The following is an 18674-nucleotide window of genomic DNA, read 5'->3' on the forward strand; positions in this document are numbered from 1 at the left end:
TAAAAGGTTGCCTGAAAATAAAAAAAAATTGCACCTTTTTTTCAAAAGTGCAATTTAATATTTTAAAAATCAGTTTGGTAGGATTAATGTTTCACTGAAGAAACTTCTTCCGGATTGTGTTTATGTCTGAATAAGATGGCAAAGAATATAGCCAGAACCAATGCATAGATCGCAAAAGATAACCATATGTTCTGCCAGTCTTTTACCATAACCACAGAAGAAAGCGTTCCATCAGCATTGATCGCTGAATTGAAGCTGTCTTTAAGAATCTGCAGAAACGTTGGATTGTCGGGCGTCGTGTCCAGATAAGTGGTCAGGTCTGCAACGTTCGTAAATCTGTGGGTAAAAAACTTATCAATAGCCCAACCTGCGATGTAGCTCCCGAAAAGAGCCCCAAAACCGTTGGTCATCATCATGAATAATCCCTGAGCAGAAGAACGGATCTTTTTATCAGTAGTTGTTTCCACGAAAAGAGAACCTGAAATATTGAAAAAATCAAAGGCCATTCCGTAAACGATACATGAGAAGATAATCAGAGAAAGTCCAAATCCGTCCGGAACTCCGTACGCAAAGAACCCAAATCTAAGTACCCATGCCAGCATCGACATCAGCATTACCTTTTTAATTCCGAATTTCTTCAGAAAGAAAGGAATCGCCAAAATAAATAAAGTCTCAGAAACCTGAGAAATAGACATGATAATCGTAGATCTCTGAACTACAAAAGAATCTGCATATTTTGGAAAATGAGAAAATTCACTTAAGAATACATCTCCGTAGGCATTCGTTAACTGAAGTGCAGCTCCCAAAAGCATTGAAAACAGAAAGAATAAAGCCATTTTATAGCTTCCGAAAAGCTTAAATGCGTTCAGTCCCAACTGTTCCGATAAAGGAGCACTTTTATCAATAAGTTTCTGTGGCGGACATTTTGGTAAGGTCAGCGCATAGATTCCTAAGCATACAGCAATAGCTCCTCCAATATAGAATTGCCCTTCCGTAGCCTTGTTTCCTGTAAGATTGGTAATCCACATTGCTACGATGAACCCGATGGTTCCCCATACACGGATCGGCGGAAAATCTTTCACTACATCAAGGTTACTGTTTTTCAGGATGGTGTAAGAAATGGAATTCGCAAGAGCGATAGTCGGCATGTAAAAACACATGGCCAGAAGCATCAGCCAGAAGAAAGAATTAGGATCAGCGGAATGAGGCAATATAAAAAGCACAACACCATAAAGGATGTGCAGTACCGAAAACATGCGTTCAGCATTCACCCAGCGGTCTGCAATAATTCCGGTGATGGTCGGCATAAAAATAGAAGCTATTCCCATTGTTCCGAAAACGGCTCCGAACTGGGTTCCGTCCCAGTGTTTTGTACCGAACCAAAAATTAGCCATCGTAATCAGCCATGCTCCCCAGACAAAAAACTGGAGAAAACTGAGGATGGTCAGTCGTAATTTTAAATTCATAGTTTAGTATAAAGTATCTCTTTTAGTCAATTTTCTTTTTCCTCCTTTTAATTTCTTCCTGAATTTCCAAAGCGGTGTCAAAGTCTTCTTCTTTTACGGCTTCATCGAGTAATTTTTGAAGTTCTTCCATCGATACGGCTTTCAGATTGTCTTCTGACTGTACCGTTTCCGAGAAAGGTTGTTCTTCTTTTGAAACATCTTCCAGTTCCAGAAGAATTCCTGCTTCGTTCAGAACCTGCTGAGTGGTAAAAATAGGTGCGTCAAATCTTACGGCCATGGCCACCGCATCTGAGGTTCTTGCATCCAGGATCAGTTCTTCTTCGTTAGCTTTATTTTTGAAATTAATATTGGAAAAAAATACGCCGTCTACGATCTGGTAAATGATCACTGAAACCAATTCATAATTGGCTGAAACTATAAATTTTGTGAATAAATCATGGGTAAGCGGACGAGGCGGATGGATGTCTTTTTCCAGTCCAAGAGAGATGGACTGAGCCTCGAAATTTCCTATGACAACAGGTAATTTTATATGTGTCTCTTCATGCTCCAGTAACAGAGCGTACGCCCCCGATTGGGTCTGACTGTACGATATTCCGCGAATAATTAGCTGCTTATAATCCATAGCTACAAAGATAGATTAATTTTTTATTGTGATTTCAGTTTTTTGCGCAAAAATTAAAGTCCGAAGAGCAATAAAATAATGAAAAACCACCTAGTTTAAAATATCTCTATTTAAAGAATAATCACCAACAGTTAACAATATTAGTACTTTAATGCAAAATAAGTTTAAATATTATCAATTTAATAACAAAATGTGTTAATATTTAATTTAAAAATATCATTACTTGATTATTTTTAAATAAATCATATTTTTAAATATTATATTTGTGACATCAAATTACTTAATAAGTAAGTAGAGATAAAATAATTTAACAACAAATAAAACTTATAAAATTTAAAGTATTCAAAATCAAACAAATGAATTAAAAAATTATAATCTAAAAACAACAAAACAAATGAAAAAACAATGTATTTTACTTCTATTTGTACCGCAGATCTTTTTGACACAGACAGGAAATATAGGAATTAATACCGCAACTCCTACATCTACTCTGGATGTAAATGGAAATACCAGAATTCGTACAATACCAAACGGAAATAATGATGACAGCTTTCTGACAACCGATCAGGACGGAAATGTACGAAAGGTAGATGCTCCCAATTTAAAATTCGGACCTGAACTCGCTCTTAATGGGACTACCAATATGTCAAGTTTAACCCCCAGCCAAGTGAGAGACGTTTACTTTGTAGACTTTAGTCACACTATAACCCTACCAACAATGCCAAATTATAAATTTGCAGGAAAAACTATCAGATTTTATGTATATGGCGGAAGTATTAATCTTACTGTAAAAGGAATAACTGATGTCCCAGGATTGAGCGCAGGAGCTAGCCCTGGATGGACCTACAGCGGGACACAAGTAACGATAACCGGAGCCAATAACAGATTTCAGTTTATAGATTTTATATGTAATGGTGAACGTTGGTGCCCGGATAACAAATAAGCCTCTTCATTATTTAAGCAAAAATAAAAGCCCGGAAAAGCCCGAGCTTTTATTTTTTATGTGAATTGTAAGTTGTGAATTACTTCGTGTCAATTTTAAAATTCACTATTGACTTGCGAAGCAAAATTCACTATTGACTTTTTTATCCTTTAATTGCTTTAATTTTCTCTGTTAATGCAGGAATAATCTGGAAAGCATCTCCTACTACCCCGTAATCTGCAGACTTGAAGAATGGTGCTTCAGCGTCATTGTTGATTACTACAATAGTTTTAGAAGAGTTTACCCCCGCTAAATGCTGGATCGCTCCGGAAATACCTATTGCGATATAAAGGTTAGGTGAAATCGCTTTACCTGTCTGTCCTACGTGCTCTGTGTGAGGTCTCCAACCGATATCAGAAACAGGCTTAGAACAAGCTGTAGCAGCTCCAAGAACGTTAGCCAGCTCTTCAACCATTCCCCAGTTTTCAGGACCTTTCATCCCTCTACCTGCAGACACTACTACTTCTGCTTCTTTAAGGTCTAATTTACCTGAACTCTGCTCGTGAGAAATCACTTTAGTATCTTCATTCGCTACTGAAAGATTTTTAACTTCTTCAGAACCTGATACTCCGTTTTCTTTTACTCCGAAAGCATTTTGAGAAACCGTGATGATCACGCCGTTTCCTTCTGCTTTTGCATGCATGAATCCTTTTCCTGAGAAAGCTCTTCTTTTCACCTGGAACGGAGAAAGGCTTTCAGGAGCTTCCAAAACATTGGTAATTAAAGAATAGTTCTTCATTACTGCAAGCATTGGAGCGATAGAAGAAGCATCTGTAGTATGAGGGAAAACAATAGTGTTTCCGTCTGCCACTTCACTTACAGCCTGAGCAAATGCTTTAGCTGAAAAGCTTTTAAGACCTTCATCTTTGATATTGATTACATTTGATGCTCCATATTTGTATAATAAATCTGAAGAATCTGTAGGGTTTACAGAGATTGCCGTCACCGTGTCTCCTGCCTGGTCTGCAACCGCTTTAGCATAAGAAACTGCTTCAAAAGCTGCTTTTTTGTAAACTCCGTTTATATTTTCTGCGTATACGAATACTGCCATTTTTTTAAAATTTAAAGATTAAAAAATTTAAGGATTAAAAGATTAAATTACCTTCGCTTCTTCGTGAAGTAATCTTACCAATTCATCAAGATTGTCTGGGGAAACCATTTTTACAGCTGCTCTTGGTGGAACACTGTCATAAGATACTCCCTGAACTTTCACTTCAGAAGAAGTTGGCTCTGTCACCTGTAAAGGCTTCGTTCTTGCAGACATAATTCCTCTCATGTTCGGGATGATCAGGTCTTTTTCGTCTACCAATCCTTTCTGTCCTGCGATTACTGCAGGTAATTTTACTGATATAGTTTCTTTTCCGCCTTCAATTTCTCTCACTGCAGTCGCTTCGCTTCCGTTTACGTCTAATCCTACTGATGCATTTACGAAAGGCTGGTTCAATAACTGAGCTACCATTCCCGGAACAGATCCTCCATTGTAGTCAATAGATTCTTTTCCGCAAAGGATAAGATCATATCCTCCGTTTTGAGCTACAGCAGCAATTTCTTTCGCTGTAGAATAGCTGTCTTTAGGATCAAGGTTTACTCTTACTGCATCATTGGCACCAATAGCTAATGCTTTTCTGATTACCGGTTCTGTAGCAGCATCTCCTACGTTGATCACTGTTACAGTTGCACCCTGAGATTCCTGAAGTTTAACCGCCTTTGTCAATGCAAATTCATCTAAAGGATTGATAACCCACTGAATTCCATTTTTGTCGAAAGCAGACTTATCTGCCGTAAAGTTAATCTTGGAAGTAGTATCTGGAACACTACTGATACAAACTAATATTTTCATGTGTACTATTTTATTTTTTCCCAATAATGCATAAAAAACCTTACTGTTTTATGCTGAGATTTTGTTATATTTTACTTTTGCTAATATAATTAAAAAATATATTATGCATGCATAATACTTATTTTTTTACTATTCAATACATTAAATGCTTTTACTAGGCTGGTTTTGTTGCCCTAAACTCTATCTTGCTGGGCAATACGCGCGGATTCATTCTTAAAATATCGAGCACCAGATTCCCCATATCTTCGGGCTGTATCTTCCAGTTATCTTTTTCGGAAGGAACGTTGCCGTTGAAATTGGTGGCTACAGATCCGGGCATAATAACGGTAGATTTGATATTGTATTTTCTGAGATCAATCATCGCTGCCTGAGTGAATCCTACGACTCCGAATTTTGAGGCATTATAACCTGTTCCGTTTTCAAAAAAGTTGGCACCTGCAAGACTTGATACTGTAATATAATAGCCTTCTGTCTTTTTCAATGCTTCTACGGAAGCCTTTAATGTATAGAAAGCTCCGGTCAGATTGGTTTCTATCATATCATTCCATTCTTCAGCTGTCAGTTCGTCTACGGGTTTAAATATCCCAAGCCCCGCATTCGCTATCACAAAATCCAGTCTTCCGAATTTTTCTACCGCGTATTTTACAGCTTCTTCTTCACTTTCGAGACTTCTTACATCCGAAACTACCCCAAGAACATGCTCAGAATACTGTCTGAGCTCTTCTTCCGCTTTTTCTACATCATCTCTTTTACGCCCTGAAAACGCCACCGAAATACCGTTTTCCAATAATATTTTCGCTATTCCAAAACCTATCCCTTTGGTTCCTCCGGTTATATAAGCCACTTTTTGATCTGACATATTCTTGAATTTTAATGCTCTAAAATAACAAAAACGCTCCAATTGAAGCGTTTTATATCTACTAAGATTTATCAGTATTTATTTTTTAATGAATTTTTTAGAAAATGTATTTCCTTTGGTTTCAATACTAAGAATATAGATTCCCGGACTAAGATTTCTTACATCAATTCTATTATGATCAAATTCCGCATTCATCTTTCTTCCTGCCCTATCAACAATTTCAGCTTTGATAATCTGTGATTTTGATTCTACCGTAATAAAATCAGTTGCAGGATTAGGATAAATTGAAAGACTACTTTCTTCTACAATAGCTTCTTTAGTACCTAATACCGTATTATTCGTAGCGGTTAGCATATAGTTGTCAAAAGAAGTGATATGAGCCACTGTGTTTCCCGGATTAACCACTGAAACAAAATCCATTTCAAAAGGATCTACCCCAGCTGCAGCCGGGACATAGTTTGCGGCAGGGCTGTAAAGCATTCCTCCGGGACCTGTCCATACCACTGCTCCTGTCGTTTTATTAAATGTACACTTTAATGTAATCCATGTATTGGCAGGATAAGTATAGGTACCGGGTTCCAGATAAAAAAGTATGTTTCCTGTTATCCCTGTGTTCGTATTGGTATAGTTTGCTATGCCTACCGTTCTTCGTGAAGCAAAATCATAGCCAGCACCAAGCAGGGTTTTATGAGTTGTCCCATCGTAAACTAAAATCGTCGCTCTACCTGCACCACCGGTAGCACTTCCCGTGTATAAATTAAATTCCAGTTTAAGGATATCATTTCCTGCCGTTCTTGCGGCCCATGCTGCCCCCAATCCTTTCTTCCACATATACTTTGTTCCGGCTGCTGTTGCACTTCCGGTAAGCTGCAAAGATTTGTCGTGAGCGGCATCTATACTTACAATCTGTGCTTCTGAATTAGATCCGTTTGCAAAATCTGTATAAAATCCGCCCTGCCCGGGAGCAGTCGCGGTGATATCTGTACCCACATTCCCTATGGTATAGGAATTAAAATGATCGCTTTCTAAAGTTTGGGCATTGAATGTTTGGACTAAAACCAACAAAAGCGCACTAATTGATAAAACTTTTCTCATAACATATTTTTTAATTTGATATTATTATATATATCATTCATTTTTAAGTATAAAATTCTTTTTCATCAACTAGATGCAAAGCTATTCTGATAACAGTACATGACCAATCCTTAAAAAACAGTAATTATTTCTACCTAATTTCAGGTACTTTTAAAACAAAAAAACGCTCCCATCGGAGCGTTTTACTGATATTAAGATTGATCAGAATTATTTTTTGATGAATTTCTCGGAAAAATTGCCATTCTCGGTTTTTATATTGATCAAATACAGCCCGGCAGAGAGGTTTCGCACGTCCAATTTGTCATTTTCTATCTTTATCTGAATCTTCTTTCCTGCCGAATCATACAGTTCTATGCTTTTTATTTTACCGGAAGAATTGATTTTAATAAAATCGGTAGCAGGATTGGGATATACTGATACTCTATTTTTATTGGTTGTCACATTGGCGATAGATAGTACGGCTACATTGTGTACCTTAAGATTATCGATATAAGCCGTTCCTTGCGCATTATCATGGACAAAACGCAGTTGGTTGATTCCTATTGCCTCTGCGGCTGTCCCGGAATATATTAAAATTCCATTCAGGAAATAATTGATCCCTCCTGGAGTTCCTACGACCATAAGTCTGTACCACATATTGGGCGACCAGACTGCTGCAGTAGACTCCATGACTGGAATCCCTAAAGACATTTTTAGTATTTTCACCGTTCCCGTATGATCAAAATCTACTCTGACCACGTATTTCTCATCGGCACTGCTTAATCCCTGGAAACTGAAAATGGAACCATTGAGCTGGGACATATTGATATCAAAAGAAACGGTGAAACTGTCATGAGAAAGCAAGATCGGAAGATTATCAAATGCTCCGATAATAGGAATAGATTGCGTGCCATATGTATTTTCTTTTACAATCTTCAGAGAATTCATCCCATCTGTTGCATTATCTGTGCAGATTAGCTGGTTAAGCACATTGGGAGGTACATCACCCGTTGGTGTACTGATCCAGGTTCCCTGCCCATGGATATCTCCTGTATAGAATCCATCTGAATTTTCAAAGGAAATCATCTGCTGCTGTGCGAAGGAAACTGCTGAAAACAAGCAGAGTGCAATAGAGTAATTTTTTTTCATAGCATTATTTTTAGGTTGAACTAAAAATAAATACATCCATTAATTAAAAAAATATCATTTGATAGGGATATTATCATAAAAAAGTATAAAGCGCTCCGATGTTGGAACGCTTTATAGAATATTTTTATAAAATATTAATTATTTAGAATAATTTTCGAAGAACAATGGAATGCTTTCAATTCCTTTGTAGAAATTAAACAACCCATAATGTTCATTCGGAGAGTGAATTGCATCTGAATCTAGTCCAAAGCCCATCAATACAGACTTAGCTCCCAATACTTTTTCAAACATCGCTGTGATTGGAATACTTCCACCGCTTCTGTATGGAAGAACTTCTTTACCGAACGCTGTTTCCATAGCTTCTTTAGCTGCAAGGAATTCTTTTGTATCACTTGGCAATACGTAAGGCATTCCTCCGTGGTGAGGAGTCACTTTTACTTTCACATTATCCGGCGCAATCTTTTCGAAATATTTCGTGAATTTTTCTGTAATCTCTTCAGGAGTCTGATAAGGAACCAGACGCATTGAAATTTTAGCTGAAGCTTTAGAAGGAATCACTGTTTTAGCCCCTTCTCCTGTGTATCCTCCCCAAATACCATTACAGTCTAAAGTAGGACGAATAGACGTTCTTTCAAGTGTTGTATAGCTTTTTTCGCCTTCCACTCCGCTTAGTCCGATAGATTTTTTGAACTCTTCAGGATTATCCTTCAGTTTATTCATATCCGCTCTTTCAGCATCTGATACGGTTTCTACATTGTCGTAGAATCCGTCGATGGTAATATGTCCGTCTTCGTCAATCAGCTTAGCAATCATTCTGGAAAGTACGTGGATAGGGTTTGGAACCGCTCCTCCGTAAAGTCCTGAGTGAAGATCTCTGTTAGGTCCTTCGATTTCAACTTCTACATAGCTCAATCCTCTTAAACCTGTAGTTACCGTTGGCTGTTCGTTACTGTAGATATGCGTATCAGAGATCAGGATACAGTCGCAAGAAAGTTTTTCTTTATTCTCATTCACGAAGTCGCCAAGGCTCACAGAACCTACTTCTTCTTCGCCCTCAAGGATAAATTTAACGTTGCAAGGAAGTGTGTTGGTCTTCATCATCGCTTCAAAAGCTTTCACATGCATGAAAAACTGTCCTTTATCATCGGCAGAACCTCTTGCGAAGATCGCTCCTTCAGGATGAAGTTCTGTTTTCTCAATATAAGGTTCGAAAGGTGGTTTTTTCCATAATTCCAGCGGATCTGCAGGCTGTACGTCATAATGTCCGTATACCAATACCGTAGGAAGGTTTTTATCTAATATTTTCTCTCCGAAAACGATCGGATAGCCTTTTGTCTCACATACTTCAACCTGATCTGCTCCTGCATTTCTAAGATGTTCTGCACATACGTCCGCACATTTCAATACATCATTTTTATAAGCCGGATCTGCAGAAATAGAAGGAATTCTCAGTAACTCAAATAATTCATCCACGAAACGTTGTTTGTTTTCGTTAATGTAATTTAATGTCTCTTGCATTTTAAAAATTTGTTTTGTTAAAAGTAAAAAAATTGGTCTGCAGCAGCAAACAAAAACAGATAATTTTCCGAAGAACTGTCATTATTCAGGAGTATGCAGATTCCGTACAAAAAATGTCCTGCATTTCGGCAGGACATTTTTATATCGTGTACTAGTAATTAGTGTTCAGCTTTAGGAGCTTTTGCAGCTTCAGCAGGCTTTACAGTAGCAGCACTGTCTGTTTTAGGAGCAGTAGCTTCATGCTTTTCAGCGGGAGCCTCTTCTTTGTGTCCTGCAGCAGCTTCATGACCGTGTGCTTCACCTCCACCCTGAGCGTCGTCAGAATATCTTTCTACCCCTTCTTCCAGTTTCAGCGTATTCTTGTTTCCTCCTGCCTGGATTTTTTTACAGCTTACAGCTACCGTCGCAACAGCTAAACATATAATTAATTTTTTCATATGTAAAATTTATTTTTTAAAGGTCATATGGAATCGCATTATTTTAGCCGTTTATCATTATTTTAACAGCAAGCGATTTCATGCTTAATTTTTTAATTGCCCAAAATTAAGAAATCCTGCTTTTTGGGGCAACATTTTTACACTGATTTTAAAATAATTTTCCCTTTTTTGGATTGTGTAAAAATAAGATAGTCCTTTCCTCCATCTTTTAGCCCGTATTTCTTTTTGATATCTTCCGGTTTTAAAGGATAATTCTTTGATATGATATTGAACTGCCCCTTCTTCTTAACCTGTTTAGATTCAATCAATTCCATCTCTATTTCTCTTCCCGGAAAATCACTGATCTTTTCGGATGAATTGTAAATATGGGTATTGGGATGAAGTTTTTTTACCCCAAACCTTTCTGAGATCAGATTAAAAACTCCGGCTTTTAAAATAGCATTATTGGGAATATAGATGAATTTTTCAGGCTCAGAATACAATGCCTGGCTATTTTCTTCCTCTCCAAAAGTAAAACTAAAGGCAGATTCTCCGCTTTCAAGATTGATGCAGTTCACTCTAATTCCTTCTTTTTGTTCACTGGAAAGGAAAATAACAACTTCTTTCACATCATTTCTTACCGCTATTATTTCGATCCTGAAAATGCCCGGAACCACTGAAATCAGATATTTCAGATCGATCAACGGAGACAGTTTTACCACTACCTGATCTGCCGTAGCGAGTAGTTTTTCTCTGATCTGAAGAATATCCGGTGAAAGATCTTCCAAAAGAAACACCTTATTTTTATTCTGGTCTCTTCTCGCAGGATCCAGATAGATGACATCGAAATGTTCCTGATTATCATCCAGGAAGTCTTCCAGATTATGATTGATGAATGTTGCTTTTCGTTCTAAAATGCCCCAGTTATGCTCTACAATGTTCAACAGCTCCTGATTCTGTTCCACCAAAGTGATTTCCTCAAAATTTTGAGACAGATAATAGGCATCAATTCCAAAGCCGCTGGTCAGATCAATGAATTTCTTTCCTTTAAGAATTTGCGATTTGTATTCTGCTGTTTTCTCTGATGATGACTGTTCCAGGTTTAGCTGTGGCGGGAAAACAATTCCTTCTTGTAAAAGAAACGGGAATTTCTTCTGGGCCGTTTGTTTTCCTTTGATCTGCTGGACAATTTCGGGCATGGAGACATCCGGAAATGGAGATTTTTTTAATAAGAGTGTATGCAGATCTGTATTTAGATTTGCATTGATATAATCTTGAATTTCTTTGTTGATTAATTTATTTTCCAAGGTCAATCAGCTTTTTATGTTTAACCACAGATTGCACAGATTTTCACAGATGATTATGTATAAAGTTGAGACTCCTTTTTAATAAAAGTATCTAGATTTAGTTTCAACATATTAGAAATATGTATTTTGCAAGAAAATTAAGCAAAGACATCTGTGGAAATCTGTGCAATCCGTGGTTCAATAATCTATTTTTTTTAATATTCTAATTTTCCGTTTATTTTTCTGAAAATACTTTTACTGATATAATCTGTATTGAAATTCACCAGAATACCTAATTTTAGGTTGGTCAGCTTTAGATATGTCAATAACTGCTGATGATGTATATTCCCTATTTCCGTAACGGCTTTTACTTCTACAATTATTTTATCTTCAACAATCATATCGGCAATAAACCCAGAATCAATAATCACGTCTTTAAATTTGAGATTCATTGGAACCTGAGTTCTTATGTTCAAACCATTATTTTCAAGTTCATAAGCCAGAACTTTTTCATAAACTTTTTCCAGTAAACCAGGTCCAAGTTCATTATACACCGAAAATATAGATTTCCTGATGTAAAAGCTAATTTCATTTTCAGTCATTATGTGTATTTTTACTTACGCTAAATCTACAAAATCTGTAATATTTGTAAAATCTGTGGAAACTAAAAATACATTCAAAATTACATCAAGGTTTTACTTACCTCTTATAAAAAATATAATCCGTCAACAATGGATCAATGGCATTCTGTTTCAGTAATGAATTGATTTGTCCTCTGTGATAGGTGGAATGATTGATGGCATGGAACAGCATTTCAAAAATACTGTTTTCAAACTTTGCCCCTCTTGAATTGTGATATTCTATCCTCTTATCGAGGTCGGATTTTTGAATAATATCAATGCTTCTCTGTAAATTCTGGTGATTGATTTCTTCAAGATCTTCAAAGGGATTAATCTGCCAGACTTCAAATGATTTTTCACCCAGTATCCGTGAATTCCAGATCTGCTGGGCATTCAAGGTATGGTTGATCAGACTGATTGTTTTTTCATCCACTTTTGTGATGTTTTCAGAAATAACCTTAATCATTTCTCTGTTGAAATGATGAGTGTACTCAAATAGGTCGATCAGCTTTTCTTGCATTGCTAGAATATTATTTTTTTAACCATAGATTGCACAGATATTTTGCGCTTAATTTTTAAAAATTAAAAAGCTGCACTTGTGTACAATAAAAGAACAGGTGAAATTACTCAAACATTTCAGCCCAACGTACAGCCTTAATTTCTTTTTCGCTGTATAGATCTTCAACTGATCTTTTAACGTCTAATTTGGGGTATAAATTAACTCCGATCAGCTTTATTTTCCCTTCTTCCACCCATTTCTGTTCTTCAACAGCCTGATCATAGATTTTTTTCTGAACCACTCCCTGATTTAAAAGCGCAAGATAACCACCTGCTTCTTCCATTTCAACAAACAGATCCCATGCTTTTTCTGCAATCTGGCTGGTGATATCTTCTACATAATAACTCCCGTTCGATGCATCTTCAAATACGTTAATGATACTCTCGTAAGCTAAAACAATCTGCTGTTTAAATGAGATTTCTTCTGAAATGTCCGTACTTCTGTTCACAAGATAATTACTGCTGAAAACGGCATCCGCTCCTCCGATCATGGCAGCAGCAAGCTCCAGTGTTGAACGGATCAGGTTGTTTTCATTGTCTGCCACTGCTTTATTTCTTAAAGAAGTTTCAGCAAAAATATAAGGAATGTCATTTAAACCATATTCTTTGGAAAGCTGGTTAAAGACTATTTTGAAAGCTCTCAGTTTCGCCATTTCAAAGAAATAATTTCCTCCGACAGCTATTCTGAAAATCAGTTTATTTAAAATTTCAGGACCGTACACTTCAACAAGTTCCTTTGTTTTTGACAAAGCAATTCCCAATTGCTGGTAAATCGCGGCTCCTGCATTCTGATGAAGTGAAATATCCACGCAGATATTTCTTTTGAAATCTTTAGCCAAAAGTTCTTTAGCCAATTGATCATCAATACTCCCTACATTTTCGTTAAAAACATCAATCAAAGAAAAATACTGATCTTCTTCCTGCGGGCTGATATGACCGGCAAGCTCTTTATTATTAACAAAAAGCGTTTTCTGCTCCAGTGTTTCTACATTATGATCTAAAATAAATGCAAATACATCCTCTTCCAGACTTTCATGATATCTAGCTACCAAATGGGTGTTTTCTTCCACTTTTGGCAGGTTGGCCAATGGTTTCTGAACTTCGCTGTAAAAAGGTTTTACCTCTATTCCTTCCAGATTTTCTTTCTTCAGGATAGAATAAATATCATCAGTTTTAAGCTGTTTTTTTACTAAGGCTTCCCAGTTTGGAAGTATATCTGTATTGGACATTGGCTATTGGTTAATGGTCAATATGTGAATGGTTAATTTTGCTTCGCAAGTCAATGGTAAATCTACAAAATTGACGATTGACACTTCGCTGCGAAGCTAATTGACTATTCCCATTTCAAATTATTTTTTCGCCTCATTGGCACTATCTACAACCAGGATAAAAATTTCTTCATCGGGTTTTTTCATAAAATAGTTTTCTCTGGCGTATTTTTCTTTTTCCGACTTATTGTTCATCAGCTTTTTATAAAAAGTATCGTTTTTGTCGTATTCCTTTTTATAATATTCCAGCTGGTCTTCATATCGGCTGATTTCGCCGTTCAGTTCATGAATAACAAGGAAAGAGGTTTTATCAAAGAATATCATCCAGACCAGAAACATACAGATGGTAATGGTGTATTTATTCAGGACATATTTCTGAATAACTTTCAATGTTTCAGACTTCGGTTGGATGTCTTTAATAAGTTTGTTTTCTTCCATTTTAATGTTTTCTCAACGAATTTTTAATAACAGTAGTTAGAAAATCAATCGCTACGGAATTCTGTCTCATATTCGGAATGATCAAATCTGCGTCATTCTTTGATGGTTCAATGAATTCCTGATGCATCGGCTTCAAAGTGGTCTGATAACGGTGAAGGACTTCACTCAGGTCTCTTCCCCTTTCCTGGGTATCCCGCCTGATTCTCCTGATCAGTCTTTCGTCTGAATCTGCGTGAACGAATACTTTTAAATCGAATTCTTTCAGCAGCTCTTTGTTCGTAAGGACCAGAATACCTTCTACTACCAATACATTTTTAGGTTCTACAGTGACGTGGTCGCCCGTTCTGGAATGCGTTACAAAGCTGTAAATGGGCTGTTCTATGGGCTCATTGTTTTTTAAAGCTTTCACGTGTTTTATCATTAAATCGAAATCTATAGACTTTGGGTGGTCGTAGTTAAGCGCCTCTCTCTCGGTCAGTGTCAGATTCGGGTTATCGTGATAATAATTATCCTGAGAAAGGATATTCATTCCTTCGATATCAAGCTGTTGCAGTATCTTGTCAACAACTGTAGTTTTGCCGGATCCTGTACCTCCAGCAATTCCTATTACAAGCATTCTTTTTTTGTTTCTTTATAGTTGGTACAAATATACTATTTTAGATGAATGCAACTAAAACAATCCTTCTACAAATTGGTTTAAAACAAAAAAAATCCGATGTCTGAACACCGGATTTTAAAATTTTATTTAAGATTTTTATTTCTTGATGAATTTTGCAGACAATTCAATGCCTTTTACAGTCAGGATATAGTTTCCGGACTGTAGGTTTGAAACATCAATTTTATTTCTGTTGCTTCCTATCGTGGTTTCCATTACTTTTCTTCCTTCCATATTGAATATTTCAGCTTTTTCTTCTTTATTTCCTTTCCATGAAACGATCAGCAGATCAGAAACAGGGTTTGGATATACTGAAATCAGATTTTCTTTTGTCGTTTCTTTTGTGCTCAGTACACAACTGTATTCAGGAAGTACATATCCAGCTGCCGTAAATTCCTCTGTCATAGCCGTAATATCACTACAATTGAATCCAAATTGTCCCAGCATATCAATTCCTGCCTGTCTTACGGCAATAGCGGCATTTTGCTGGTTGGTAGTTGAAGTCGTTAAGTCCAGTCCTTCTAAAAAGGCTCTGTCTGTTTTTTCTTTACCTATTCTATTCCAGATTCTCATCAATGCAGCAGACCAGATCTGTGCTTTATCATAGTAAGATCCTGATCCCGGATAAGTCATGGTTGTATTGGTTATTCTTCCTGGCCAGAAAGGATTATGCCCGTCCCAGTTAAACATCCACTGATACTCAGGAGCCGTGGAAGGCCATTGATTTAAGCTTCTGCTGTACGAATGTGCCCAGTAATCTCCGCATCCTTCACTCAGTCCGTCTGCATTGGAGATTCCTCCAGCCAGCCAGTGATGAATTCCGTGTCCCAGTTCATGTAATATTACATCGGCATCTTCAGCATCATCTACACCACCTTCTCCAAATCCAAGTGACTCGCTTCCTGTTAAATAATGTGAATTGTCCGTACCGTTAAAACCATGAGGATCAAATCTTAATACCCCGTTGTTTTGTGCAGGTTTGCAAACAATCCCTAACGTTACGTTGATGTATCTAAGGCTGTTATCAAGGTGCCAGTAAGCATTAGCAGCTTCAAATCCATCATCACTTCTGTTAAATAAAAACTGGTTGGTAGATTGTGTAAAAATCCCTTTTGCAGGGGCTTCTATTTCTTTAATCTCTGCATACGTTCCTTTTAGCGTATAAACTCCTGCTGTAAGATCAAGTTCAGGAATGGTCACTAAAGTTCTTGCCGCATCCAGACTGGCATTCGTAGCATCGTTATTATCTACAAAATTGCCTGCATAAGCTGATCCTGTTTTAGACAAAGGATCCGGTTCGAAAATATAGGCGCTACCGGTTACTGGAGCTTTCTTTGGTGTTACTTTTTTATTTTTCTTGGGAGTTGGATCATTTTTATCGTGATGCTTTACAGAAATGTCCTTCATACTAATTACACTTCCTGTTTTTGCGTCTACAATGGTTTCCCAGCTACCAGGGTTGTCGAAAGAACTCGTCACCACCCTGTAAACCAGTTTTGTCTCTCCGGAATCCGTAAGATAAACAACCAGTTTATTTTCTTCAAAGGTCACTGCGCCCTTTGTTTTAGAAGCTATATGAGCTTTTTGAACGGCTTCTGATACAGGAAAAGAAGGAACGGTATCCACTTCTTTCAGGTTTTTTTTCAAACTTTCTGTACCGGTATAGCTTATTTTGCCCTCTTTGTTGAAATGAACGACAATGACCGATTCAAAAACCGGTACCTCTTTGATCATTTGCTGAAAACGCAGGGTCTCACCCGTATTTCCTTTGCGTACTGAACTTAATGTGAGTGTGCTAAATCCTGGAATTCCTAAATTTCTTGTGTTTTCTTTGATCCAGCTTTTGGCCGGTGTTTCAAAAGATGACTCCTGAGCGTTTAATGCAGAACAGCATAATATACCACAGAGAATCAGCGAAGTAATTTTTTGTTTCATTTATATATATTTTAAATTAAGGTGTCCTAATTGCTAATATAGATAAATTTATTCTTATTTTTCACTAATAAGTGTGTAAATGTTTTAAAAAATTACATTTTAAACAAAAAACCCCACCTTTCGGCAGAGTTTCATTTATACTATTTCGCTTGTCAATTCTCTTGAAAGCAGTTTTTCATGCATCGGTTTCAGAAGATCCAGGGAACCTGTTTTGACGGTGCATTTGCCTTTGTAATGCACCAGCATGGTACATTGTTCTGCCTGCTCCAGGGTGTGCTTACAGATCTCAACAAGACAGTCGATCACATAATCAAACGTGTGAATGTCATCATTGTGAAGAACCAGCTTATACACTTCATCCGTATCATCCAGTACCAGTACTTCTTCTTCATACTGACGTTTCGGATCTTCGTAATCTTTTATGCTGTTATAAAAAATCATTTCTTTTTCTCTCTTTAAACTTCACCTAATTTATCGGCCAGATCACTGAGTACATTCGGGCCTTCATACACTAATTCTACAAGCTCTACGCTCTTGTTATTCATTTTCAGAATCTTGAAATGATAGTTTTCCAGATCAAATTCATCATTCTCTTCCGGAATCTCTTCCAGCTCATGCAGAATGAATCCTGCCAGGGAATTGTATTCACTTTCCTCAGAAAGAGGCAGTTTTTTAGGAAGATGCTCATTGATCTCGTCCAGTGGCTGTGTAGCCTGAACCCAATAAATATTATCTCCGATCTTATCTACCAGCTTATCTTCATCATCCTCTTCATCCTGAATCTCTCCTACCAGCTCTTCCAGAATATCTTCCAGGGTAATAATACCTTCAGTTCCTCCAAATTCATCGATAACGATGGCAAGGTGCTGTTTTTTCTGCTGAAATATCTTAAGCAGGTCGGAAATCTTTTTACTTCCCACCACGAAAAAGGCATCACGCATCAGATCTTTAAGATCCTCATGGCTTAAATCCCCTTTTCTTTTCACATATTCTCTGATAATTTCTTTCGTATAGAAAATACCAATCACATTGTCTATGGAATCAAGATACACCGGAATACGCGAATAACCGCTGTCCATGATCTTATTGATAATTTCATTGATATCTTCTTCAAAGTCAATTGACGTAATATTCTGTCTGGGAACCATGATCTGTTTTGCAGAATGATCTGTAAAATCAAAAGCATTTTTAATGATCTCATAGTTCTCCTCTTCAATCTCCCCACTGTCAGCACTTTGCTTTACCAAAAGCTGAAGCTCTTCGGTAGAGTGGATTTCCTGTTCGGAAGCCGGATGTATTTTTACCAGCCTTAAGAAGGTATTCGACATCAGGTTCATCAACCAGATAAACGGTTTGAAGATGGTATAAAAAACTCTCAACGGTACTGCTGTAGCCATTGTAGTCGCTTCAGATTTTCTGATGGCAATGGATTTAGGAATAAGTTCCCCGAATACAATATGCATCACTGTGATCAGTACAAAACTGGTTACTACTGAAATTGTAGTAATGGTAGATTGAGTAAGTTCTACATTCAAAGAGTGGAAGATACTTTCAACTACATGATGCAGAGCGCTTTCACCTACCCAACCCAAAGCAAGAGATGCTAAGGTAATACCAAGCTGTGTAGCGGACAGGTATTCATCAAGATGCTTGATAATATGTTCTGCCTGCTTGGCCATAGAGTTACCTTCGGCGGCTTTTAACTGGATTTGTGAATAACGAACTTTAACAATTGAAAATTCTGCGGCTACGAAAAAGCCATTGAGTAAAACAAGAAATAAAGCTAGCAAAAGCCTGACTATGTCCGAGTCCATTTAGAAGTTGTATATTTTTAGGATACAAAGATAGATAAAATAAAAATAACCTGCATTGGGGTTAAGATATTTTGGGAATGTAATTTTCTAAGACAGAAGATAGAAGCGTAAAAATGGAAGTCTCCAGAGTATTAAAAAACGATTTAAAATCTTTTTTGAACACGGAATACATAT

19 protein-coding genes are annotated in these 18674 nt (G+C 37.1%); 1 reads left to right on the forward strand and 18 read right to left on the reverse strand.

The annotated features are described in order from the left end of the window. Window positions 1–83 precede the first annotated feature (83 nt). Window positions 84–1466, reverse strand: coding sequence for a nucleoside permease (locus BM143_RS00385; RefSeq protein ID WP_090021753.1), 1383 nt, complete (start codon window positions 1464–1466; stop codon window positions 84–86). 22 nt (window positions 1467–1488) lie between these two features. Continuing rightward, window positions 1489–2088, reverse strand: a complete 600-nt coding sequence (locus BM143_RS00390) for a bifunctional nuclease family protein (protein WP_034725399.1) — start codon at window positions 2086–2088, stop codon at window positions 1489–1491. Between the two features lie 394 nt (window positions 2089–2482). On the opposite strand from BM143_RS00390, the gene BM143_RS00395 reads away from it, so the two are divergent. After that, complete coding sequence (locus BM143_RS00395; RefSeq protein WP_139221955.1) at window positions 2483–3031, forward strand: hypothetical protein; 549 nt, start codon at window positions 2483–2485, stop codon at window positions 3029–3031. A gap of 142 nt (window positions 3032–3173) precedes the next feature. Here the strand turns inward: BM143_RS00395 and BM143_RS00400 are convergent, their stop codons facing one another. The 16 genes from BM143_RS00400 to BM143_RS00475 form a co-directional block, all read right to left on the reverse strand. Beyond that, window positions 3174–4121, reverse strand: coding sequence for an electron transfer flavoprotein subunit alpha/FixB family protein (locus BM143_RS00400; protein ID WP_090021759.1), 948 nt, complete (start codon window positions 4119–4121; stop codon window positions 3174–3176). A gap of 42 nt (window positions 4122–4163) precedes the next feature. Further along, window positions 4164–4910 carry an electron transfer flavoprotein subunit beta/FixA family protein gene (locus BM143_RS00405; RefSeq protein ID WP_034725666.1) on the reverse strand — a complete coding sequence of 249 codons (747 nt, stop codon included), beginning with the start codon at window positions 4908–4910 and terminating at the stop codon, window positions 4164–4166. 154 nt (window positions 4911–5064) lie between these two features. Beyond that, window positions 5065–5769 (reverse strand): SDR family oxidoreductase, encoded by a 705-nt coding sequence (locus tag BM143_RS00410; RefSeq protein ID WP_090021760.1) that lies wholly within the window; start codon window positions 5767–5769, stop codon window positions 5065–5067. 78 nt (window positions 5770–5847) lie between these two features. After that, window positions 5848–6864, reverse strand: a complete 1017-nt coding sequence (locus tag BM143_RS00415; RefSeq protein ID WP_090021762.1) for a T9SS type A sorting domain-containing protein — start codon at window positions 6862–6864, stop codon at window positions 5848–5850. Window positions 6865–7071: 207 nt separating this feature from the next. Then, window positions 7072–7992 (reverse strand): T9SS type A sorting domain-containing protein, encoded by a 921-nt coding sequence (locus BM143_RS00420; protein ID WP_167375213.1) that lies wholly within the window; start codon window positions 7990–7992, stop codon window positions 7072–7074. Window positions 7993–8130: 138 nt separating this feature from the next. Beyond that, complete coding sequence (locus BM143_RS00425; protein WP_034725390.1) at window positions 8131–9510, reverse strand: dipeptidase; 1380 nt, start codon at window positions 9508–9510, stop codon at window positions 8131–8133. A gap of 158 nt (window positions 9511–9668) precedes the next feature. Further along, the gene (locus tag BM143_RS00430; protein WP_090021765.1) at window positions 9669–9947 is read right to left on the reverse strand and encodes a hypothetical protein; all 279 of its coding nucleotides are present in this window, start codon (window positions 9945–9947) and stop codon (window positions 9669–9671) included. A gap of 137 nt (window positions 9948–10084) precedes the next feature. Then, on the reverse strand, window positions 10085–11233 hold the full coding sequence (locus tag BM143_RS00435) for a class I SAM-dependent methyltransferase (protein WP_090021767.1): 1149 nt from the start codon (window positions 11231–11233) through the stop codon (window positions 10085–10087). Window positions 11234–11427: 194 nt separating this feature from the next. Then, window positions 11428–11814, reverse strand: coding sequence for a GxxExxY protein (locus BM143_RS00440; RefSeq protein WP_090021768.1), 387 nt, complete (start codon window positions 11812–11814; stop codon window positions 11428–11430). A 97-nt stretch (window positions 11815–11911) separates the two neighbouring features. After that, entirely contained in the window at window positions 11912–12352 is a 441-nt protein-coding gene (locus BM143_RS00445; protein ID WP_090021770.1) for a DinB family protein, read from the reverse strand. A gap of 103 nt (window positions 12353–12455) precedes the next feature. After that, entirely contained in the window at window positions 12456–13619 is a 1164-nt protein-coding gene (locus BM143_RS00450; protein ID WP_090021778.1) for a methylmalonyl-CoA mutase family protein, read from the reverse strand. 120 nt (window positions 13620–13739) lie between these two features. Beyond that, complete coding sequence (locus tag BM143_RS00455) at window positions 13740–14096, reverse strand: FtsB family cell division protein (protein ID WP_034725385.1); 357 nt, start codon at window positions 14094–14096, stop codon at window positions 13740–13742. Between the two features lies 1 nt (window position 14097). Then, entirely contained in the window at window positions 14098–14712 is a 615-nt protein-coding gene (udk, locus tag BM143_RS00460; RefSeq protein ID WP_034725384.1) for a uridine kinase, read from the reverse strand. Window positions 14713–14850: 138 nt separating this feature from the next. Beyond that, window positions 14851–16686 (reverse strand): T9SS type A sorting domain-containing protein, encoded by a 1836-nt coding sequence (locus tag BM143_RS00465; RefSeq protein ID WP_090021780.1) that lies wholly within the window; start codon window positions 16684–16686, stop codon window positions 14851–14853. A gap of 135 nt (window positions 16687–16821) precedes the next feature. Next, complete coding sequence (locus BM143_RS00470; protein ID WP_090021781.1) at window positions 16822–17127, reverse strand: ATP-dependent Clp protease adaptor ClpS; 306 nt, start codon at window positions 17125–17127, stop codon at window positions 16822–16824. Window positions 17128–17141: 14 nt separating this feature from the next. Continuing rightward, on the reverse strand, window positions 17142–18500 hold the full coding sequence (locus BM143_RS00475; RefSeq protein WP_090021783.1) for a hemolysin family protein: 1359 nt from the start codon (window positions 18498–18500) through the stop codon (window positions 17142–17144). Between the last annotated feature and the right edge of the window lie 174 nt (window positions 18501–18674).

It is taken from the genome of Chryseobacterium oleae (assembly GCF_900115055.1).
Taxonomy (GTDB): Bacteria; Bacteroidota; Bacteroidia; order Flavobacteriales; family Weeksellaceae; genus Chryseobacterium; species Chryseobacterium oleae.

Bases quoted from the DNA above. Each gene is read 5' to 3' on its own strand.
- BM143_RS00475 (WP_090021783.1), bottom strand. From the start codon at position 18,500: ATGGACTCGGACATAGTCAGGCTTTTGCTAGCTTTATTTCTTGTTTTA.
- BM143_RS00430 (WP_090021765.1), bottom strand. From the start codon at position 9,947: ATGAAAAAATTAATTATATGTTTAGCTGTTGCGACGGTAGCTGTAAGC.
- BM143_RS00385 (WP_090021753.1), bottom strand. From the start codon at position 1,466: ATGAATTTAAAATTACGACTGACCATCCTCAGTTTTCTCCAGTTTTTT.
- BM143_RS00470 (WP_090021781.1), bottom strand. From the start codon at position 17,127: ATGATTTTTTATAACAGCATAAAAGATTACGAAGATCCGAAACGTCAG.
- BM143_RS00455 (WP_034725385.1), bottom strand. From the start codon at position 14,096: ATGGAAGAAAACAAACTTATTAAAGACATCCAACCGAAGTCTGAAACA.
- BM143_RS00440 (WP_090021768.1), bottom strand. From the start codon at position 11,814: ATGACTGAAAATGAAATTAGCTTTTACATCAGGAAATCTATATTTTCG.
- BM143_RS00415 (WP_090021762.1), bottom strand. From the start codon at position 6,864: ATGAGAAAAGTTTTATCAATTAGTGCGCTTTTGTTGGTTTTAGTCCAA.
- BM143_RS00420 (WP_167375213.1), bottom strand. From the start codon at position 7,992: ATGAAAAAAAATTACTCTATTGCACTCTGCTTGTTTTCAGCAGTTTCC.
- BM143_RS00410 (WP_090021760.1), bottom strand. From the start codon at position 5,769: ATGTCAGATCAAAAAGTGGCTTATATAACCGGAGGAACCAAAGGGATA.
- BM143_RS00445 (WP_090021770.1), bottom strand. From the start codon at position 12,352: ATGCAAGAAAAGCTGATCGACCTATTTGAGTACACTCATCATTTCAAC.
- BM143_RS00395 (WP_139221955.1), top strand. From the start codon at position 2,483: ATGAAAAAACAATGTATTTTACTTCTATTTGTACCGCAGATCTTTTTG.
- BM143_RS00390 (WP_034725399.1), bottom strand. From the start codon at position 2,088: ATGGATTATAAGCAGCTAATTATTCGCGGAATATCGTACAGTCAGACC.
- BM143_RS00465 (WP_090021780.1), bottom strand. From the start codon at position 16,686: ATGAAACAAAAAATTACTTCGCTGATTCTCTGTGGTATATTATGCTGT.
- BM143_RS00425 (WP_034725390.1), bottom strand. From the start codon at position 9,510: ATGCAAGAGACATTAAATTACATTAACGAAAACAAACAACGTTTCGTG.
- BM143_RS00405 (WP_034725666.1), bottom strand. From the start codon at position 4,910: ATGAAAATATTAGTTTGTATCAGTAGTGTTCCAGATACTACTTCCAAG.
- BM143_RS00450 (WP_090021778.1), bottom strand. From the start codon at position 13,619: ATGTCCAATACAGATATACTTCCAAACTGGGAAGCCTTAGTAAAAAAA.
- BM143_RS00400 (WP_090021759.1), bottom strand. From the start codon at position 4,121: ATGGCAGTATTCGTATACGCAGAAAATATAAACGGAGTTTACAAAAAA.
- udk (WP_034725384.1), bottom strand. From the start codon at position 14,712: ATGCTTGTAATAGGAATTGCTGGAGGTACAGGATCCGGCAAAACTACA.